At 45.0% G+C, this 16,740-nt stretch carries 13 protein-coding genes, 1 tRNA gene, 1 rRNA gene and 1 riboswitch; of the genes, 9 read left to right on the forward strand and 6 right to left on the reverse strand.

Features of this window, described 5'->3' with window-relative positions; translation table 11 throughout:
• Nucleotides 1–268, reverse strand: a 16S ribosomal RNA gene (locus tag D9A03_RS00735); the annotation flags it as partial.
• A gap of 643 nt (nucleotides 269–911) precedes the next feature.
• On the opposite strand from D9A03_RS00735, the gene D9A03_RS00740 reads away from it, so the two are divergent.
• Both D9A03_RS00740 and D9A03_RS00745 read left to right on the forward strand, forming a co-directional pair.
• The gene (locus D9A03_RS00740; RefSeq protein WP_254054944.1) at nucleotides 912–2,399 is read left to right on the forward strand and encodes a M23 family metallopeptidase; all 1,488 of its coding nucleotides are present in this window, start codon (nucleotides 912–914) and stop codon (nucleotides 2,397–2,399) included.
• Between the two features lie 421 nt (nucleotides 2,400–2,820).
• A tRNA-Arg gene (locus tag D9A03_RS00745) sits at nucleotides 2,821–2,897 on the forward strand.
• 369 nt (nucleotides 2,898–3,266) lie between these two features.
• On the opposite strand, the gene D9A03_RS00750 is transcribed toward D9A03_RS00745, so the two are convergent.
• A complete protein-coding gene (locus D9A03_RS00750; RefSeq protein ID WP_120495332.1) occupies nucleotides 3,267–4,187 on the reverse strand; it encodes an HNH endonuclease in 921 nt (306 codons plus the stop codon).
• An 87-nt stretch (nucleotides 4,188–4,274) separates the two neighbouring features.
• Here D9A03_RS00750 and D9A03_RS00755 point away from each other — a divergent pair, with 87 nt between their 5' ends.
• Nucleotides 4,275–4,664 (forward strand): MAPEG family protein, encoded by a 390-nt coding sequence (locus D9A03_RS00755; protein ID WP_120495333.1) that lies wholly within the window; start codon nucleotides 4,275–4,277, stop codon nucleotides 4,662–4,664.
• 15 nt (nucleotides 4,665–4,679) lie between these two features.
• Here the strand turns inward: D9A03_RS00755 and D9A03_RS00760 are convergent, their stop codons facing one another.
• Nucleotides 4,680–5,942, reverse strand: a complete 1,263-nt coding sequence (locus D9A03_RS00760) for an MFS transporter (RefSeq protein WP_120495334.1) — start codon at nucleotides 5,940–5,942, stop codon at nucleotides 4,680–4,682.
• 162 nt (nucleotides 5,943–6,104) lie between these two features.
• Here D9A03_RS00760 and D9A03_RS00765 point away from each other — a divergent pair, with 162 nt between their 5' ends.
• The 3 genes from D9A03_RS00765 to D9A03_RS00775 all read left to right on the forward strand — a co-directional run bounded on the left by D9A03_RS00765 (nucleotide 6,105) and on the right by D9A03_RS00775 (nucleotide 8,352).
• Nucleotides 6,105–6,536, forward strand: coding sequence for a helix-turn-helix domain-containing protein (locus D9A03_RS00765; protein ID WP_120495335.1), 432 nt, complete (start codon nucleotides 6,105–6,107; stop codon nucleotides 6,534–6,536).
• Between the two features lie 175 nt (nucleotides 6,537–6,711).
• Nucleotides 6,712–7,482, forward strand: a complete 771-nt coding sequence (locus D9A03_RS00770) for an isocitrate lyase/phosphoenolpyruvate mutase family protein (protein WP_120495336.1) — start codon at nucleotides 6,712–6,714, stop codon at nucleotides 7,480–7,482.
• A 180-nt stretch (nucleotides 7,483–7,662) separates the two neighbouring features.
• The gene (locus D9A03_RS00775) at nucleotides 7,663–8,352 is read left to right on the forward strand and encodes an adenylate/guanylate cyclase domain-containing protein (RefSeq protein ID WP_120495337.1); all 690 of its coding nucleotides are present in this window, start codon (nucleotides 7,663–7,665) and stop codon (nucleotides 8,350–8,352) included.
• On the opposite strand, the gene D9A03_RS00780 is transcribed toward D9A03_RS00775, so the two are convergent.
• Both D9A03_RS00780 and D9A03_RS00785 read right to left on the reverse strand, forming a co-directional pair.
• A complete protein-coding gene (locus tag D9A03_RS00780; RefSeq protein ID WP_120495338.1) occupies nucleotides 8,349–9,530 on the reverse strand; it encodes a cupin domain-containing protein in 1,182 nt (393 codons plus the stop codon). The genes D9A03_RS00775 and D9A03_RS00780 overlap by 4 nt on opposite strands.
• A gap of 124 nt (nucleotides 9,531–9,654) precedes the next feature.
• On the reverse strand, nucleotides 9,655–12,054 hold the full coding sequence (locus tag D9A03_RS00785; RefSeq protein ID WP_120495339.1) for a PAS-domain containing protein: 2,400 nt from the start codon (nucleotides 12,052–12,054) through the stop codon (nucleotides 9,655–9,657).
• Between the two features lie 229 nt (nucleotides 12,055–12,283).
• Between D9A03_RS00785 and D9A03_RS00790 the strand changes: the two genes are divergently transcribed.
• A complete protein-coding gene (locus D9A03_RS00790; protein WP_120495340.1) occupies nucleotides 12,284–13,150 on the forward strand; it encodes an AraC family transcriptional regulator in 867 nt (288 codons plus the stop codon).
• On the opposite strand, the gene D9A03_RS00795 is transcribed toward D9A03_RS00790, so the two are convergent.
• On the reverse strand, nucleotides 13,139–14,068 hold the full coding sequence (locus D9A03_RS00795; protein WP_120495341.1) for a hydrogen peroxide-inducible genes activator: 930 nt from the start codon (nucleotides 14,066–14,068) through the stop codon (nucleotides 13,139–13,141). The genes D9A03_RS00790 and D9A03_RS00795 overlap by 12 nt on opposite strands.
• Before the next feature lie 124 nt (nucleotides 14,069–14,192).
• Here D9A03_RS00795 and nhaA point away from each other — a divergent pair, with 124 nt between their 5' ends.
• Both nhaA and thiB read left to right on the forward strand, forming a co-directional pair.
• Nucleotides 14,193–15,383 carry a Na+/H+ antiporter NhaA gene (gene nhaA, locus D9A03_RS00800; protein WP_120495342.1) on the forward strand — a complete coding sequence of 397 codons (1,191 nt, stop codon included), beginning with the start codon at nucleotides 14,193–14,195 and terminating at the stop codon, nucleotides 15,381–15,383.
• 113 nt (nucleotides 15,384–15,496) lie between these two features.
• Nucleotides 15,497–15,605, forward strand: a riboswitch (TPP riboswitch).
• Nucleotides 15,606–15,718: 113 nt separating this feature from the next.
• A complete protein-coding gene (gene thiB / locus D9A03_RS00805) occupies nucleotides 15,719–16,732 on the forward strand; it encodes a thiamine ABC transporter substrate binding subunit (RefSeq protein ID WP_120495343.1) in 1,014 nt (337 codons plus the stop codon).
• Nucleotides 16,733–16,740: the final 8 nt, after the last annotated feature.

The following is a 16,740-nucleotide window of genomic DNA, read 5'->3' on the forward strand; positions in this document are numbered from 1 at the left end:
GCTATAGATCGTAGGCTTGGTAGGCCATTACCCCACCAACTACCTAATCTAACGCGGGCTCATCATAGAGCAATAAATCTTTCCCCCTCAGGGCGTATGCGGTATTAGCAGTCGTTTCCAACTGTTATCCCCCACTCCATGGTAGATTCCCACGCGTTACTCACCCGTGCGCCACTGTCCAGTTCCCGAAAGAACCTTCTCGTTCGACTTGCATGTGTTAAGCCTGCCGCCAGCGTTCGTTCTGAGCCAGGATCAAACTCTCAAGTTGACCTGACTTCTGTCTTAAAACAGAACTCAAATTCTATTACTGACTAGGTTTTGTGTAACTTATTTCGAATAAGATACATGAAACTAGCTAGCTCATCGCCATAAACAACAAACCGCCGTCCACGCATCCCTTCCAATTCATATCAACAATGTCAAACAACTATTCACTAAACCAGAACCAAAAAAACCCGGCCCCGAAAAGCTAGACGATATATATAGTCTTTTTCCCTACCGTCAAGGAACATCTGAAACATTTTTGTAAAAACTTTTTCAAGGAACAAATCCTATCCAAATCCTCAAGCCAGCTTCTGTAAAACTTCCGCTAACTGTCTGTTTTTACTCCACCTTTCCGATGTACCGCCAAAGCACCTGCCCCGTCGGTGAGCGACCTTATAGGCCTACACCAACATACTGTCAAAGACCTTTTTAAATTTTATTTACTTTTTTCCATCATCTTGCCTCTTGTTTGCGACAGGTATGCCGCAAACCCCGCAGAAAAAGGGGATTTTTTTGAAAAACAGAATCGAGTAAGCATTGACAGGAATCCATAAATACATCACCTTGTCCAAGCAGAGTATTGAAATTCTATATAACAACAACATCGAATACGGCCGTATGTCGTCACGGATTCCGGAGCACTACGTGTGAAGAACAGATTCCACACACCTGTTTTTATGGTTAATGCAGCACTCGGAGGCAGTCTGTCGATTCTCGCCCTTGGCGGAATCTATTTCTGGCTTTCCAGTAGCACCCCTATAGAAGAACAGATCACAAACGAGGTAAAAACGGCCTCTGTTAGCGAAAGCGAAGATTCATCCATCGTCGCCAATGCCAGTACACAGGAAATTACCATTGCATCACCAGAAGTTGTCGCGACGCTTAAGACCGACCTGCTGACCAGCGAATATATAGCCGTCGGGGCTGTTCCTACGGAAACGGCCGCTGATATTCTTGAACCTGGTGATATCGAAAAAATGGTGACCGTCTCTCACGGTGACACTCTTATGAGCTTGCTTGTTTCCGCAGGCGTAACCAGATCAGAAGCCCACGGTGTGATTAAAGCTCTGACTGATGTCTATTCACCACGAAAGATCAAACCCGGACTGGACATTGCCCTTACCTTTGCACCTCCGTCAGATCCGAACGCCGAGAAGATCGTCCCACAGAAAAAAGAACGCGATGTTGGCCCTCTAAGAGCCATGCAGTTTCAGCCCAGTGTTGAACGCATTGTTAAGGTAAGCACCACGGAAGGCGAAAACACCAAGTATATCGCGGAAGAAATCCAGCGCCCGCTGACCATGAAAATGACGCGTAGCGCAAATGAAATTACAAGTAGCCTCTATCTTGCCGCAACGAACGTTGATGTGCCCAACGATATTATGATCAAGATGATCAGGGCCTATAGCTTTGATGTTGATTTCCAGCGCGAGATTCAAAAAGGTGACAGCTTTGAAGTCGTTTACGAAGCCTATTACGATGAAGATGGTAATCTCGCGCGCACAGGTGACATGCTTTACGGTAAACTGAATCTCTCTGGTGACGATCTACAGTTATACCGCTTCACACCGTCCAGCGGTTTTACCGACTACTTTAATGAAAAGGGACAGTCTGCAAAAAAAGCATTGATGAGAACACCTGTTGATGGCGCACGTCTTTCCAGCCGTTTTGGCAAACGCAAACATCCGGTTCTTGGCTATACCAAGATGCACAAAGGCGTTGATTTTGCAGCACCGCGCGGGACACCAATTTATGCAGCTGGTGACGGTGTGATTCTACGGGCGAACCGCTTCAGCAGTTTTGGTAATTATGTAAGGATTCGTCACCACAGTGGTTATGAAACAGCTTACGCTCATATGAAGGGATTCGCGAAAGGGATTCGTAAATCCAAGCGCGTGCGTCAGGGGCAGGTAATCGGCTATGTTGGCACAACAGGGCGATCTACTGGTCCACACCTCCACTACGAAGTGCTCTTCAATGGTCGTCAGGTTAATCCGTTGAGCGTCAAACTACCCGCAGGCGAGAAGCTCAAGAAGACAGACCTGAAAAAATTCAAGGCTGTAAAAGCCAAAATCGACAAGATGATTGAAGATCTGAAACAACCGGCTGCTATCGCCAAGCTGGAAGCAAACTGATTTCGAAATGATCATCACAATACCAAGTCCGAAAAGGACTACGGCTGTTCCTTTGGCAGGATTATGAAAAAGGCTGTCAAAGGTGTCGCGTTTACGGGACCTTTATGATTCAACAGGATATGTCTAAAGAAACAGACATCAACACGAAAGAGCAAAAACAATCAGCCGCAAGAAAAATCCTGCTTAAAATATACGCGACTTGTCGGTAATCCGTGATCTCTATAGAGACCATCAACGTTCTTACCGTATATATCCAGAGACATATTGAGCTTACCAAGTTAAAAACAAACAAAAGCGGCGCATCCAGAGATAATTTTATAAGCCAGTTAAATTTATCGCCCCAACAAAGGTAACCGCCATTTTGCCCCTTTACCTCGTCCATAGCTTGCAGTAATGTCCGCCCTATTGGCCCTCTGCTTAAGCACCCGTAGCTCAGCTGGATAGAGTGTCGCCCTCCGAAGGCGAAGGTCACAGGTTCGAATCCTGTCGGGTGCGCCATCTCTGTTAATTAATACAATCCCCTTTCATACAGTATTTCTACCTCTACTTATTATTAAACAAGACAAGAGATACAGCGACAATAATCAAAGAAGCTTATGTTCACTTGCTGGATGAAGGAGTTGAGGTTCGCAGACCCTGCAGAGTTTATATGATCAACACCATTATAGTCATAGTTCTATCTGACTACTATGACTTCGAAGACCCACATGAGGTTTGGGATGTGTATCCCAGAAATTTTGTAAAACTTGTTCAAGATTCAAAAGGAAGCTTGATTGTACATGGTTTATCTTCCCCATCATTAGTAAATGACTTGGTAACCTAGGCCCAGTTGTTATGGTTTTTCTTAAAATTGCTACAAAAAGCAGTCTAGGATTTAAAACAATTGTCTCGATGCCATCCTAAAAACTTTGGATGCGGGCGTAATGAGGGGTTTTCGGGTGCATACGCTCTCCCGCTGGAATTCACCAGTCGTTTAATTTGGGTTGGGTCATTTACTTGTCGTGAGATCAAAATATCCAGATCATCGCTTAATGAAATCAGGCCACGATCAAACATCCAATGCACTGTACCAGACAATGCTATCCCATTTCTGACCGTATCAGGACCATGTTGGGCCACAGGTTTAATATGGGCTGCCTCTACTTCTGCTCTACCGCCACCGTTGATAAGCTGTAATCCAGTAATAGCACAGCGTCTGTCATAGGCATCAAGAACGTGTTTTCGAAACACACGATCCCGCGGGATACGTGAGATGGTTTGTTCAACTCGAAGACGTTCACTTTCGTGGGTAAAGCCTGATGCGTCTTCCGATAAACCGTCCCATGCAGGTAAATCTTTGTTTCGCCCCACATCATCAGCCCGTGGCAACATATCTGTTTCTTCGGGAAACCCTTGCAAAACAATCTGATTAAAATCAGCATCGGAAATAGGTCGTATCGCCCACTGGATCAAACCCACATTTAAAGAGCCATCCTCTTTTCTGAGATCTGATTCCATAAAACCGTTGTCTTTTCGAAAGGAGACAAATTCTTCAAAAGACAAAAAGGTTCCCGGCATAATACGGGCAATATACATACCTTCGTTAGAAGCATCCGGCTCAATCGTCTCAACTTTGGCTATCGCGTTGTACCCGAGCCTGCCTCCACCGCCACGAGGTTCGTAATAAAGGACCCAATCATTTTCAAAGCACTTTGCACGCTTCAAATAACGTTTCGGAAACTGGTATTGTTCTTCCGGAAAATCGTTGTATTTTGAATCTGCCCGGTGGACAAACACACCTTTTGCCATGACCAACACTTATTAATTGAATAAAATACCAAGTATCACCCTAGGTTGATCAAATCTTTCCTGCAATTAATTTCCCTGGACCACACCATGCCTTTTGAATTCTATATTCTCTTATCTGCCTGTTTGTTGGCGTTGATACACCTTGCAAGTGCTTCTTTTGCCTTTAAAGCACAGGTAGGGCACGCATATACAATCGGGGCGCGGGATGAGAATTTAAAACCAGAGGGAATAGCTGGTCGATTAAAGCGTGCGCAGATAAACTTTCAGGAAACCTTTCCAATCTTTATCGCGTTGGTTTTCATATTAAATCATATACAAGGCTTTGATCTGATCAGCCAATGGGGAGCAGCCCTTTACCTCGTAGGCCGTATCGTCTTTCTCCCTCTCTATGCCTTTGGTGTCGTTCTCTATCGAACGCTCGCATGGAAGCTTGCCACAACAGGCTTGGCCTTACTTGGTCTTTCTGTTTTTGTCTGACAAAAATCTCAAAAATCAAATCTGCTTTGCCCCAAAATTCAAGATCTCCACCCCTCGTTTTACGGCAGCTATAAGTGCGATTATTCCCAGCAACAGGGCTGTCCCTTGATAGGTTATGGTATAGCCAAAGGAGGTAATCGACGGGATGCTCAGGAAAGGGGAACAGAACTGACCAAGGAAAACGGCGGTTGTCAGAATACCGCCTGCCATACCACGGCGGCTTGAGGGGGCAATCTGCAGAGCGATCCCCACAAAGTTTGGAACGGCAAGCGCAAAGCCAATGCCCACTGCCACAGACCCGATAAAGATCGCCATGGCATCAGTGCCAAGGGGAAGAATGGCAAAACCCAGTGCCATAAAACCATAACCCAGCGCGTAGGTTCCGGCGTAGTTTAGCATTCGCTTGATCCGGCTATAGAACAGCGCGGCACAACCTCCAGACAGAGACAAAGCTCCAAGTGCCGCCCCCGTCATAACGGCACTGTCATATCCCATGCTATCGAGGAAAAAGGGCAGTTGCGTTGGCATCAGGAAAAAGATCATATTGGTCATTAGCTGCAACACTGCCAAGGCGGCGATCCACCCCTTCCATGATTGATGACCATCAGCCTCCGTGGCTTCAGGTTTTGCAGAGGATTCAGGCGCTCTATTTTTTACAGGATCTTTGGTGTTTTTTTCAACGGGCACGCCAGATGTCTCTTGGATAACCAGCCACATAAAGGGAAGATAAAATACAGCCAAACCGTAGATAACAAAGGGCAGACGCGGAGAGCTAACCGCAAACCAACCCGCGAGCGTTAAAAAGACAAAGCCCCCAAAGTTTCGGGCAGAAATCTGTAGCCCCGTCAAAGCACTGCGTTTTTCGCCTGTAAAATAATCACCGATCAAGGCGGTCTGTGACGTCATAATCATCGCCACCGCAATGCCCAGGGCCAATCGGCTGGCAAAGATCATTTCAAGATCGGGCAGATAAAAGCCTGCACTACCGGTAATGACAAACAGCACAACACCGGATAGTAGCATTGCCCGTCTGCCATAACGGTCCACAAAGTACCCGGCAAGCGGCGCAAAGATAACAACTGTTAGCGAAGGCGCTGGAACCAACAGTCTGATCAAAAGTTCTGCGTTGGGCTGCCCCATAAAAACGCGTTCTAACTCAGCCAAGGCCGGACTGATGGTTGCGTTTGCCATGACCATAAGGGTGGCCGCCATCATCAGGGCAATGGCTCTGCCATCCTGCCAAACCGGACTTTCTTTGCTTACCAGCGACTGTGTCATTGGCTTTTCCTCTTGTATGAATTGTGTATTTTGGGCATGATACAAATTCAAGTTAACTTGAGGTCAAGCTAGAAAATATAGCACTAAATGATCTGGGAAATTATCTGGTAATCGACTTGAAAGTTCGCGCCAGAATTTGCCTCTCAATCAACAGAGAAAAACATGCGCGTTTTAGATATTTCAGAAGTGGTTGATCAAACCGGGTTACGCCCTTCGACCCTGAGATATTACGAGGAAATAGGCCTGATTAAATCCATCGGCAGACACGGACTTCGGCGACAGTTTTCCCCGCAGACTTTAATGCAGTTGTCCTTGATCGTGCTGGGAAAATCTGCAGGCTTTTCGCTGGATGAAATCACCGGAATGTTTAGCGAGGACGGACAACCAAACCTGCCCCGAGATGATTTGAAGGCTCGTGCCGATGATCTGGATAAACAAATCCATGACCTTACTGTTCTCAGCAAAGCCCTGCGCCATGTGGCTGATTGCCCTGCGCCATCCCACATGGAATGCCCCAAGTTCCAAAAGCTATTGCGCATTGCCAGACGTAAAAAACCAAATAAAGTTATCGGGGCAAAAAAGAGCCCTTTTTAATTCAACTCAAAAAACAGCCCCTTATCCATCGGGGTATCTAGGTTTAAAACAAAGACATGAAAATATGATCAGGTCCGATTCTGTCCAGCTTTTGTAAAAAGAGAAAGCTATAGCTTGGGAAGAAACACAACGATCTCTATGTTTTCAATATCATGTTTTCACAGGAGTCCTTTCCATGCCTTCGCTTCAAGAAAAAGCCTCAACCTTTCACAATCTACACAAAAAAGGCGATCCGCTGGTTCTCTATAATATCTGGGATCCGGGAACAGCCAAAGTCGCAGCTGGCGCGGGTGCTCCAGCCATTGCAACAGGTAGCTGGTCAGTTGCAGAGGCCTTTGGCTTTCCCGATGGCGAAAAACTCCCGCGTGATCTTGCCATGGAAAACATCAACCGCATTTGCAATAGCGTTGACGTGCCTGTTTCTCTGGATCTTGAATCAGGTTACGGCACAACACCTGAAGAGGTTGCTCAATCTGTGACACTTGCAGGGCAAAACGGTGCGATCGGCATTAACTTTGAAGACCAGATCATTGATGGCCAAGGGCTCTATAGCATCGAAGATCAGGCGGCACGGATTGCCGCAGCCAAAAAGGCATCAGATGCTCTGGATGTATCAATTTTCATTAATGCACGGACAGATATCTTTCTGAAGGCAACCGCTTCAGATGATAAAAAGAAACTGTTGGAAAAGGTTATCGCCCGCGGCCAAGCCTATGCCGATTCTGGCGCAGACGGCTTTTTTGTCCCTGCCTTGACAGATGCGGATCTGATCAAGGAACTCTGCGAAAAATGCCTCTTACCCGTAAACATTATGATGATGCAAGGCTGTCCATCCATCAGTGAACTGGCCGACCTTGGTGTTGCCCGCATCAGCCACGGCCCCGGCCCTTTCCGTGCCGCAATGGCAATGATTGAAAAGGACTGCTCAGCACTTTATGGCGGTTAAATTCTGAATTGTGTGATTTAAGTAAAGGACAAGTTTGAGGTCTTGCCCTTTACTTTCTCATCAGAATTTTGTGACCACAGGCTTTTCCCTTGTTTCTTCGGGCTTCTTTCCCTCTATTATGGCGCGCATAATTACCGCGCAAAGAACGTGGTTACAGGTAACGTCGGTTAGGGAAATAGAATGTCCGTTGATAAGGAACTGTACGAGTTCCATTTTGGCTCACTCAAGGGATGGGAAAACTTTGATGAAAAGTTGGATCGCCCCATAGAAAATTGTTGTGTTATGGCAATGGATTTCTGTTCCTACAGTGCCTTTGTGCGTGAAACGAGTAATATTTCCCTCGCCCATAGAATGTTAAGTGCCTTTTGTGATGGTGCCCGGGACATCCTGATCGAAAGTGGTGCCTTGGTAGATCGCGTACAGGGTGATGGATTACTGGCGGTTTGGGGCGTCCATGAAAAAGTTGATGCCGCCAATGTACTCAGTGTCGCAGCAAAAATTCACAAACTGGCCAAGGAGACCGCCAAGATTTGGCAAGACTCGATTGATCGTGTCATTGAAACCCAAGGCGCACGCATCGGCCTGTCTTACGGTCCTGTTACCTTGCTCTCGCTTCCTTCAGCCTATCCCGGATTTAGCCTTTTGAGCGAGATTGTCAATCTGGCGGCCCGACTTGAAGCCCGTGCCGATCCAGGGACGGTTTTCATGACAAACCGTTTTGAAAACCTGCTCCCCTTTGCCCTACAGAAAAACTGTACCAGCTTGTCAGATGAAGATGGGCTAAGAGGATTAAAGCTTAAAAACGTTGGCCGAGTTCAAGCCTTCAAATGGTCACCGGAAGAAGAGTTGGAAGACAAAAAAGAAGTTTAATCCAAAAATTCAAGGGCTTGATGGTTATATAGCTCTAAAAGAAACTCCAGATAGGCAGGCTCTGAAAAGAGATCCGGGTAACTTGTCGAATTCACAATCTCTTCTTTCATAAAGAGTTGAACAAGCGGGAACATGCGTTCATCCAATGTGAAACTCTGGCTGTCAAAACCAAGACAGAACCCTCCGGTTGGTGATGCTGTAATCGCAAACTTCACGTATTCCGGCTTAATCAGGCTCGCACCTTCCTGTAATTCATTTTCGAATTCATCATCGTAAAGCATTTCTTCACGCTCACTGTAGATGCCAAAATCTTCATGTGAGGATTCTGTGAAGAATTCGACAAGCCACTGCGTAAAGTTTGCAGAGGACAACTGCTGTTCGAAACAGTTTTTGATATCAGCAACAGCCTTTTCACCCAGATTAAAATCAGAGGAAATTTCCGACAGATTTTGACCAACGTAACGTTGATCCAGCTCTTCAAATTCGGAAATGTACTGGGCATAACCACTGAAAAGCTCTGATATTTTTGGACCAAGGAAACCGACAGAGTACGTCAATGCAGGCTCAAGCGTTGTACCTTCATGACCAAAGCGTGGGGGAACATAAAGAACATCGCCACTTGTGACCTCGACTTCATCACCTTCAAAACCACATTCGAGAACCTTGAGGTCAATGCCTTCGATATAAACTTCTTCCTCAATGGCTTCGCGTCCGATTGTCCAGCGCCGTTTTCCTTCGCCCTGCACCAAAAAGACATGATAACTGTCAATGTGCGGCCCAACAGATCCACCCACAGCAGAAAAACTGACCATGACATCATCCATCAACCAACGCGGTGCAAAGTTGAAGATAGGTAACAGATTAGCAGTATCCGGATGGAACTGTTCAACATTCTGAATCAGAAGGCTCCATTCCTTGTCACCAGCCGTATCGAAAGTTTGTTCATCAAAAGGCCCGAAAGCACAGGTCCAGTTTCTTTCTTCACCCGCCGTCTTGACCATTCGGGATCTCGCCGTCTCTTCCATTGATAATCCGGCCAGTTCATCAGGTTTGATCAAAAGATCCAAAGTATCTCTTGGAATTGCGTTGCGAACCAGAAATGGTTTCTGATTCCAGTACTCACCATAAAACTCATAAGCACTCGGCATTTGATCAAGGATAATAAGCGATCTTGTCATAGCGACATCCTGAAGACGTAAAGGAGAAACAGACTTTATAACGTCCTTATTACACCCTTCACTTGAGGATAAAAGTATTTCATTTTTAAACGCAGAAAATTATGAATTCTTAAATCATGCACTCTTAGTGCAATGTTACTTCATCTTCTGGAATTGCCCGCGGTAGAGCGACTTTAATTTCTGTGCCTTCCCCATCATTACTTTTAACTTGAATCGCCCCACCTTGCTTTTCAACAAAATCCCGGCAAATCAAAAGTCCCAGACCAGTACCTTTTTCGCCGGCAGTTCCTCTTGTTGACTGATGAGCTTCTTCCTTAAAGAGTTTTGCAAGAATATCCTCTTTTATCCCGACACCATTGTCTCTTATATAAATATCCAAAAAGCCTTCGGCCTTCTCACTGGTCAGTTCAATTTTACCACCCGGATTACTGAACTTGATGGCATTACCAATAAGGTTCCGTAAAACTGTGCCTGTCATATTGCGGTCACCAATTAGCATATGAGGCTCAGATTCAATTTTTACCTTCAGGTCTTTTTCATCAATAAGGGTTGCAAGCTCTTTGAGAACTTGCGTTGTCATATCTGTGAATTCAAAAGTCTGTGGATCATACTCTATCTGGTTCATTTGTACTCGTGACCATTCCAAAAGGTTCTCGAGCAAATCATAGGCTTGCTGCGCAGCTTGATGAATCGTATCCGCATATTCCAATACCTGCTCACCAGACATCTTTGACGCATTCATTTTGAAATAATCGGAATAGCCAAGTAAGGCATTAAAAGGATTACGCAAATCATGGGCAATGATAGAGAAAAATTTGTTCTTCTGTTGATTGAGCAAATGCAGGTCATCTCTCTGTCGTAAAATCTCCTGCTGCTGCAATCTATCCTGTGTCACATCGATATAAACAATGACAAACCCACCATCCGGTGTTTGTTTTGAAAAAGCTTCACAGATTTCCCCTTCGTTAAAAGTAATCTCACTTCGAGTTTCCGCACTACTTCGAAAAAAATCCAGTCGGGCTTGAGCCAGTGCTTTGGGATCACCTTGGCCATAAGCACCTTTTTTTGCGAAGTGTTCAGCCAAATCAATGAATTTTGTGCCTTTTACTATTAGACTTCCATCCAGATTTGTCTTTTCCATATATTGTTTATTCCAAACCAAAAGCTGCCCATTTTGATCAAAAAGCGCAATCCCGTGCGCAATGTTTTCCAAAACCACCTGCAATAGCATGGTCTGTTCGATCAACTGTTGATCCGACTTTGCGCGCTCAATCGCTGTCTGCCGAAAAACAAGCCATGCCTTTTCCATTCTCCCAATTTCGTCTTTGCGGCCAGAAAACAAAACTTCCGAATCGAGATCACCTTCGGTTAAACGAGACATCGCCTCTGTCATTTTCACAAGAGGGCTGGCTAAATTTCTCGAAACCTTGAAGCCAACTATTGTTACGATTATGGCGATAAAAACAAAGCCGATAACCATTGCCTGCTTCATACGCTGAATTGGAACCAAAATTTCACTTTGTTCAATTTCGGCAATCAACGCCCAACGGACGCTTTGGAATTCGATAAAGTCAAATGCTGCAACAACACCTTCTCCAGCAGCGTTCTTATAACTCTTTACGCCTCTCTTCCCCTCTAAAGCCAAGCGCGCGACTTCCGTCTCAATTTTTTGCTTCAAAATTAAATTTTCATCCGAAAAACGAGAATCGCTTCGACGAAGAAGATCCCTGCCAACAATAATTGTTTCACCTGTCTTCCCCATGCCAGCCGTGTCCTGCATAGCAAAATTCAGACGGTCAATCGGTAATTGGAAAGCCAAAACACCCTTAAATTCACCTTTGGCTCCATACAAAGCACTTGCAACAAAGCTGGCTGGTTTATCTTGGCTGGGTTCATAAAACTCAAAATCAAAGAAAAATTGTTCTTCTCTGTTATCACTGTTGTGAGAGTTTTTAATAAGACGAAAAGCACGCCCCAAGCTCGTATCCCGCCACATACCTTTTTCAAAGTTAGTAGCAAAATCATTCTCTTTAACGACGGTATAAACGAGGTCTCCATCAGCATCGAAAAGGAAGATATCGTAATAACCGCGTTCATTCCGCAAAGATCTGAAAACAGGATGATGCTTTAAATGGTAATGACTATAGAGAGAATCATCATCAGCAACATCAAGCAATTCTCTCTCGCCAACTGGGAAAGGATTTTCTGTAATATAATGCTTTTGAAAATAGCCTTTTGCGTCTTCAGACTGACGATGCCAACTGAAAGAAAAAGTATCCAGAGCCTCTAGGACCAGAGGATTTTTTGACTGTATGCGCAAATCTTCTGAGATTATCTCAAAATAATTTTCAAGGGCACTTTTACGCGCAGCCAATATCACTGTTAAGTTTTCACTGGAAGAACGGTGAAGTTCTGCCGATGTCGTTGAATAGGCAAGTATTCCGGTCAACATGCTGGCCAGAAGAGCTAACGTAACAATAACAACAGGATATTTCGTTGTTATCTTGAGGTCTTGAAAAATCAAATCAGCTTAGCTCCGATAAATTCCTTTCCCCTCAAGTGGTTATAATTCAAATTCGGCAAGCAATTTGATAATATAAGAATAAAGTAGCAATTACTGGTTAACGGGAAATGAATTTAATCCGAGCCTTTTACAAGAAGAACAAAATATTAGAGATCTTTTTTTACAAAAAGCAATTTTAATCAAGATCATTATCCAGCCTGTGTCTATTCTCCGTAAAGCAGGAGTTATTATGCCGATAAATAAAGCAATTTCCTTTATAGAACAAAATCTTGGACATCCGATTACTCTTGGAGAAATCGCAGAACGGTCAGGCCTGTCACCTTACTACTTCGCTCGCTTATTCCGCTCTGCTACCGGCAAAACAGTAATGGGATATCTTAGGCATCGCCGATTGACTGAAGCCGCTAAAATTCTTGAATCCGGGCAAAATGCTTCATTAATTCATCTTGCTTTGGATTACGGCTTTGATAGTCAGGAAGCATTCACACGTGCTTTTAAAAAATGTTTTGGTTTCCCACCCGGACAATATCGGGCCAATGGATGTTCTATGGGTCATAAATATCAGCTTCCTCTCCGGCACCCTATAATCCCAGATCCAGGAGTCCTACCCATGGAACCAAATATTGTAAAAAAAGAAGCCTTTAACGTCATTGGCATGAGTGACGACTTTGGACAGGACAACAACAAAAGCGTCGTTGACCTATGGAAAGCCGTTGGCTGTCGTTACCCGGAAATCGATCATAGCAACAATGGTCGGGCCTATGGACTTTGCCTTAAAGGCTCTCCTGAGAGCTTTACATACATGGCCTCGTTCGAAGTTGATAATCTTTCTACCATCCCTTCTGGCATGGAAGGATTAGCCGTCGATGCAGCAGAGTATGCTGTGTTCACCTTTACTGTTAACGACAAGTCACCCATTGGCGATCAATTTTCAAAGGTCTATCAAGGTATTTGGGGAAATTGGCTCCCCAATTCAGATTATGAGTACGCTGATACACCCGACTTTGAGCTTTATGATGATCGTTTTGACGGAAGCAGCGCAACAGGCGAAGTTGATATATGGATACCCGTAACTAAAAAAGCGTTATCCACTTAACATCACTTCGCTAGAGGTCTGTTGGTTTAAAGATATCAAAAGATCTTCTTTAAACTGCAGAAACTCTTTTATGCGAGGAGAATTTCCGCGCCAGGCCAAACCTACCTGTCTTTTGACAGATCTCGACGCAATTGGCCTGGCGCAAACTTCCTGATCTTTTGTGATCTCAGACCGTGCATAGAGACTGGGGAAAAACGATATTCCCATTCCCATACCCACCATCTGCCTTAGTGTATCCAGACTTGTGCCTTCATAATCATTCTGGAGAGCAGCCCCAAATTCCCGACAAAGCTCTTGTGCTTGCTCGTATAACCGATGCCCCGCTCCCAAAGAAAGTACCGCTTCGCCCTTTAAATCCTGTGGAACGACCTTGTCAGCCACGGCCAAACGGTGATCTTTGGGAAGGCCAACCATGAGCGGCTCACTGAAAAGCGCTTCAGTCCGCAAGCTTTCATCTTCTAGCGGTAGTGCCGTTAAAATAAGATCGTGCGATCCAGCCCTAAGGGCCTGCTCTAGAGATAACGATCTGTCTTCTCGAATATAGAGCTTCAAATCAGGATAGGCCCGGTGTAAATCAGGTAAAACGTAAGGTAGTAAATAGGGGCCAACAGTTGGTGCCACGCCTAAACGTAATGTGCCACCCAACATTGATTTCGCTTTTTTCGCATGATCACAGAGGTCATTGAGATCGAGCAACAGTAACTTTGTTCGATCAAGAATTTCTCGCCCTACAGGCGTCAATTCAACACTATGGCGGGTTCGGTCCAAAAGAACGATACCAAGCCGATATTCCAGCTCTTTTATCTGGTCACTTAACGTCGGCTGTGAAACATGAAGCTGTTCCGCTGCCTTGCGAAAATGCAGCGTTTCCGCAACCACACTAAAATATTCCAGCTGTCTGATAGTTGGTTTCATCATATTGAAAAGATATTAATAGTTTTTTTCTATTACCAATCGATCATAAAACGATTACACTTATCAGGCAATAGCCCCCATTTATTCCACGGGTAAATATATAATCGGCAACCTGGAGATCCCTGCAATGCCATCAAGAATGATCAAAAATTTCCTGCAGCTGGAATCATCCGGGGGTATTATTCTTATGTTCGCGGCCCTTTTGGCTTTGGTCGCATCAAATTCCCCACTGGCATCGCTTTATACAAATGCATTGGATGTCCCTTTCACCATAGCTCTGGGCGAGTTCTCTATTTCCAAGGCCATCCTGCTTTGGATTAACGATGGTATGATGGCCATTTTCTTCCTGTTGATTGGCTTGGAACTAAAAAGAGAGATTCTGGAAGGGCAGCTTTCCTCTGCCGATCAAATTGTTTTGCCGGCAATTGCTGCTGTCGGCGGTATGCTCATTCCAGCCTTGGTCTTTTCCGGTATTAACTGGGGTGTCGGGTCAAACATGAATGGTTGGGCAATTCCGACAGCAACCGATATTGCCTTTGCCCTTGGCATTATGGCTCTTTTGGGCAATAGAGTTCCCTTGGCGCTTAAAGTCCTTCTGACTGCTATTGCCATTTTTGATGACCTCGGTGCGATTATTATCATCGCCCTTTTCTACACAGCTGAATTATCATTAATCTCACTGGCTCTGGCTGCGGTTGCTCTACTCGGTCTCCTGATCCTCAACCGATCCGGCGTTACCGCAAAAACACCCTACATCCTTGTTGGTATCGTGCTTTGGGTCTGTGTCCTGAAATCCGGCGTTCATGCCACACTTGCGGGTGTTGCTCTTGGATTTGCCATTCCCTTGCAAGGAAAAACAAAAGACAGCGCCAGCCCGCTTAAAAACCTGGAACACAATCTCCACCCATGGGTTGCCTATATGATTTTACCTGTCTTTGCCTTTGCCAATGCTGGTGTTTCACTCCTGGGCATAACTATGGAAACTGTCCTTGCGCCTTTGACCCTTGGTATCGCAGGCGGCTTGTTTATTGGTAAACAAATTGGCGTTTTTGGCTTCATTTGGGTTGCCGTTAAATCAAAACTCTGTCGCCTCCCGGAAGGTATTAACTGGCGACAGATTTACGCCCTTGCTCTTTTGACAGGTATTGGCTTTACGATGAGTTTGTTTATTGGCGGCTTGGCCTTTGATGATCCAGAAATCGCTAGTCAGGTGCGAATTGGTGTTCTTAGCGGGTCAATCCTGTCGGCTATTATGGGCTATCTATTATTGAAGTTCTCACCTGAACCTAAAGAAAAATTAGCAAAAGAAAAAAGTTAATCTCTCAAGAAATAGCACAAAGAAGAGTCAGGAAATCCGGGCTCTTCTTGCGAAGTATACAAATCTGCCATGGATTAACTTGCCGCTAACTTCCGAACAGTCTAAGGTCACAAGCGGTCTCAACGGGGTGCCCTTTAAGGGCTGAGAATTTTCAGTAATGGAATAGACCCGTGGAACCTGAACCGGTTAATACCGGCGGAGGGAATTGAAGACTGGATGCTGTTTGTGATTTAAAAGTTCCCGACTTGCTACGTATGCGTCTTTGAATCAGAAACACATGGCTATTTCCAGATTTTTCAGGTCCTTGCCCGCCCCACTCTTTTATGGAGCGTCGCATGATCCTGCGTACAACGATAGCTGCCGTAGCAGCAACACTCGCCCTTGGCTTGAGCGCGCAAGCTCAAGAACAAGACAAAAAAACGCTGACCGTATACACCTATGACTCCTTCGCAGCTGATTGGGGTGCAGGGCCAAAGGTGGAAAAAGCTTTTGAAGCCAATTGTAATTGCGACCTGAAATTTGTCGCGCTTGATTCTTCTGTCGGTATTCTCAGTCGCCTGAAGCTGGAGGGAAAAGATAGTACAGCAGACGTAGTATTGGGCCTTGATACCAACTTGACCGCTGAGGCTTCTGCTACAGACCTTTTTGCAAAAAGCAATGTCGATTTATCCAACATAAATTTGCCTGTTAATTGGAAAGACGAACAGTTCATTCCTTTTGACTACGGTTATTTTGCTTTTGTATATGACAGTGAAAAACTGACCAATCCACCGTCCAGCCTTGATAGTCTCATTAACGGTAATCCAGATTTGAAAATCATCATTCAAGACCCGCGCAGTTCAACACCGGGACTTGGTCTGATGATGTGGATTCAAAATGTATACGGCGACAAATCAGCCGATGTTTGGGAAAAGCTTTCTCCGAAAATTGTCACCGTGACCAAGGGGTGGAGCGAAGCTTACGGCCTTTTCCTTGATGGTGAAGCCGATATGGTATTGAGTTATACAACATCCCCTGCCTATCACATTATTGCAGAAGAAAAAAAGCAGTATAAAGCTGCTATTTTCTCTGAAGGTCACTACATGCAGGTCGAAGTTGCTGCTCAACTCAAAACCGCAAAAGAGCCTGAATTGGCTCAGGAATTTCTAAATTTCATCGCAACATCCGGCTTCCAGAGTGAAATTCCCACTGGCAACTGGATGTATCCGATTATAGATCTGGGTAAAGATCTTCCGGGAACATTTGCTGACTTACCTCGCCCGGATAGATCGCTTCTTTTTGCCCCTGAAGAAGCAAAAAATAATCGACAGGCATGGATTGATAGCTGGTTAAACTCCATCAATCAGTAAGTCGAATA

It is taken from the genome of Kiloniella sp. EL199, assembly GCF_900313065.1.
In the GTDB taxonomy this organism is placed as follows: Bacteria; Pseudomonadota; Alphaproteobacteria; order Kiloniellales; family Kiloniellaceae; genus Kiloniella.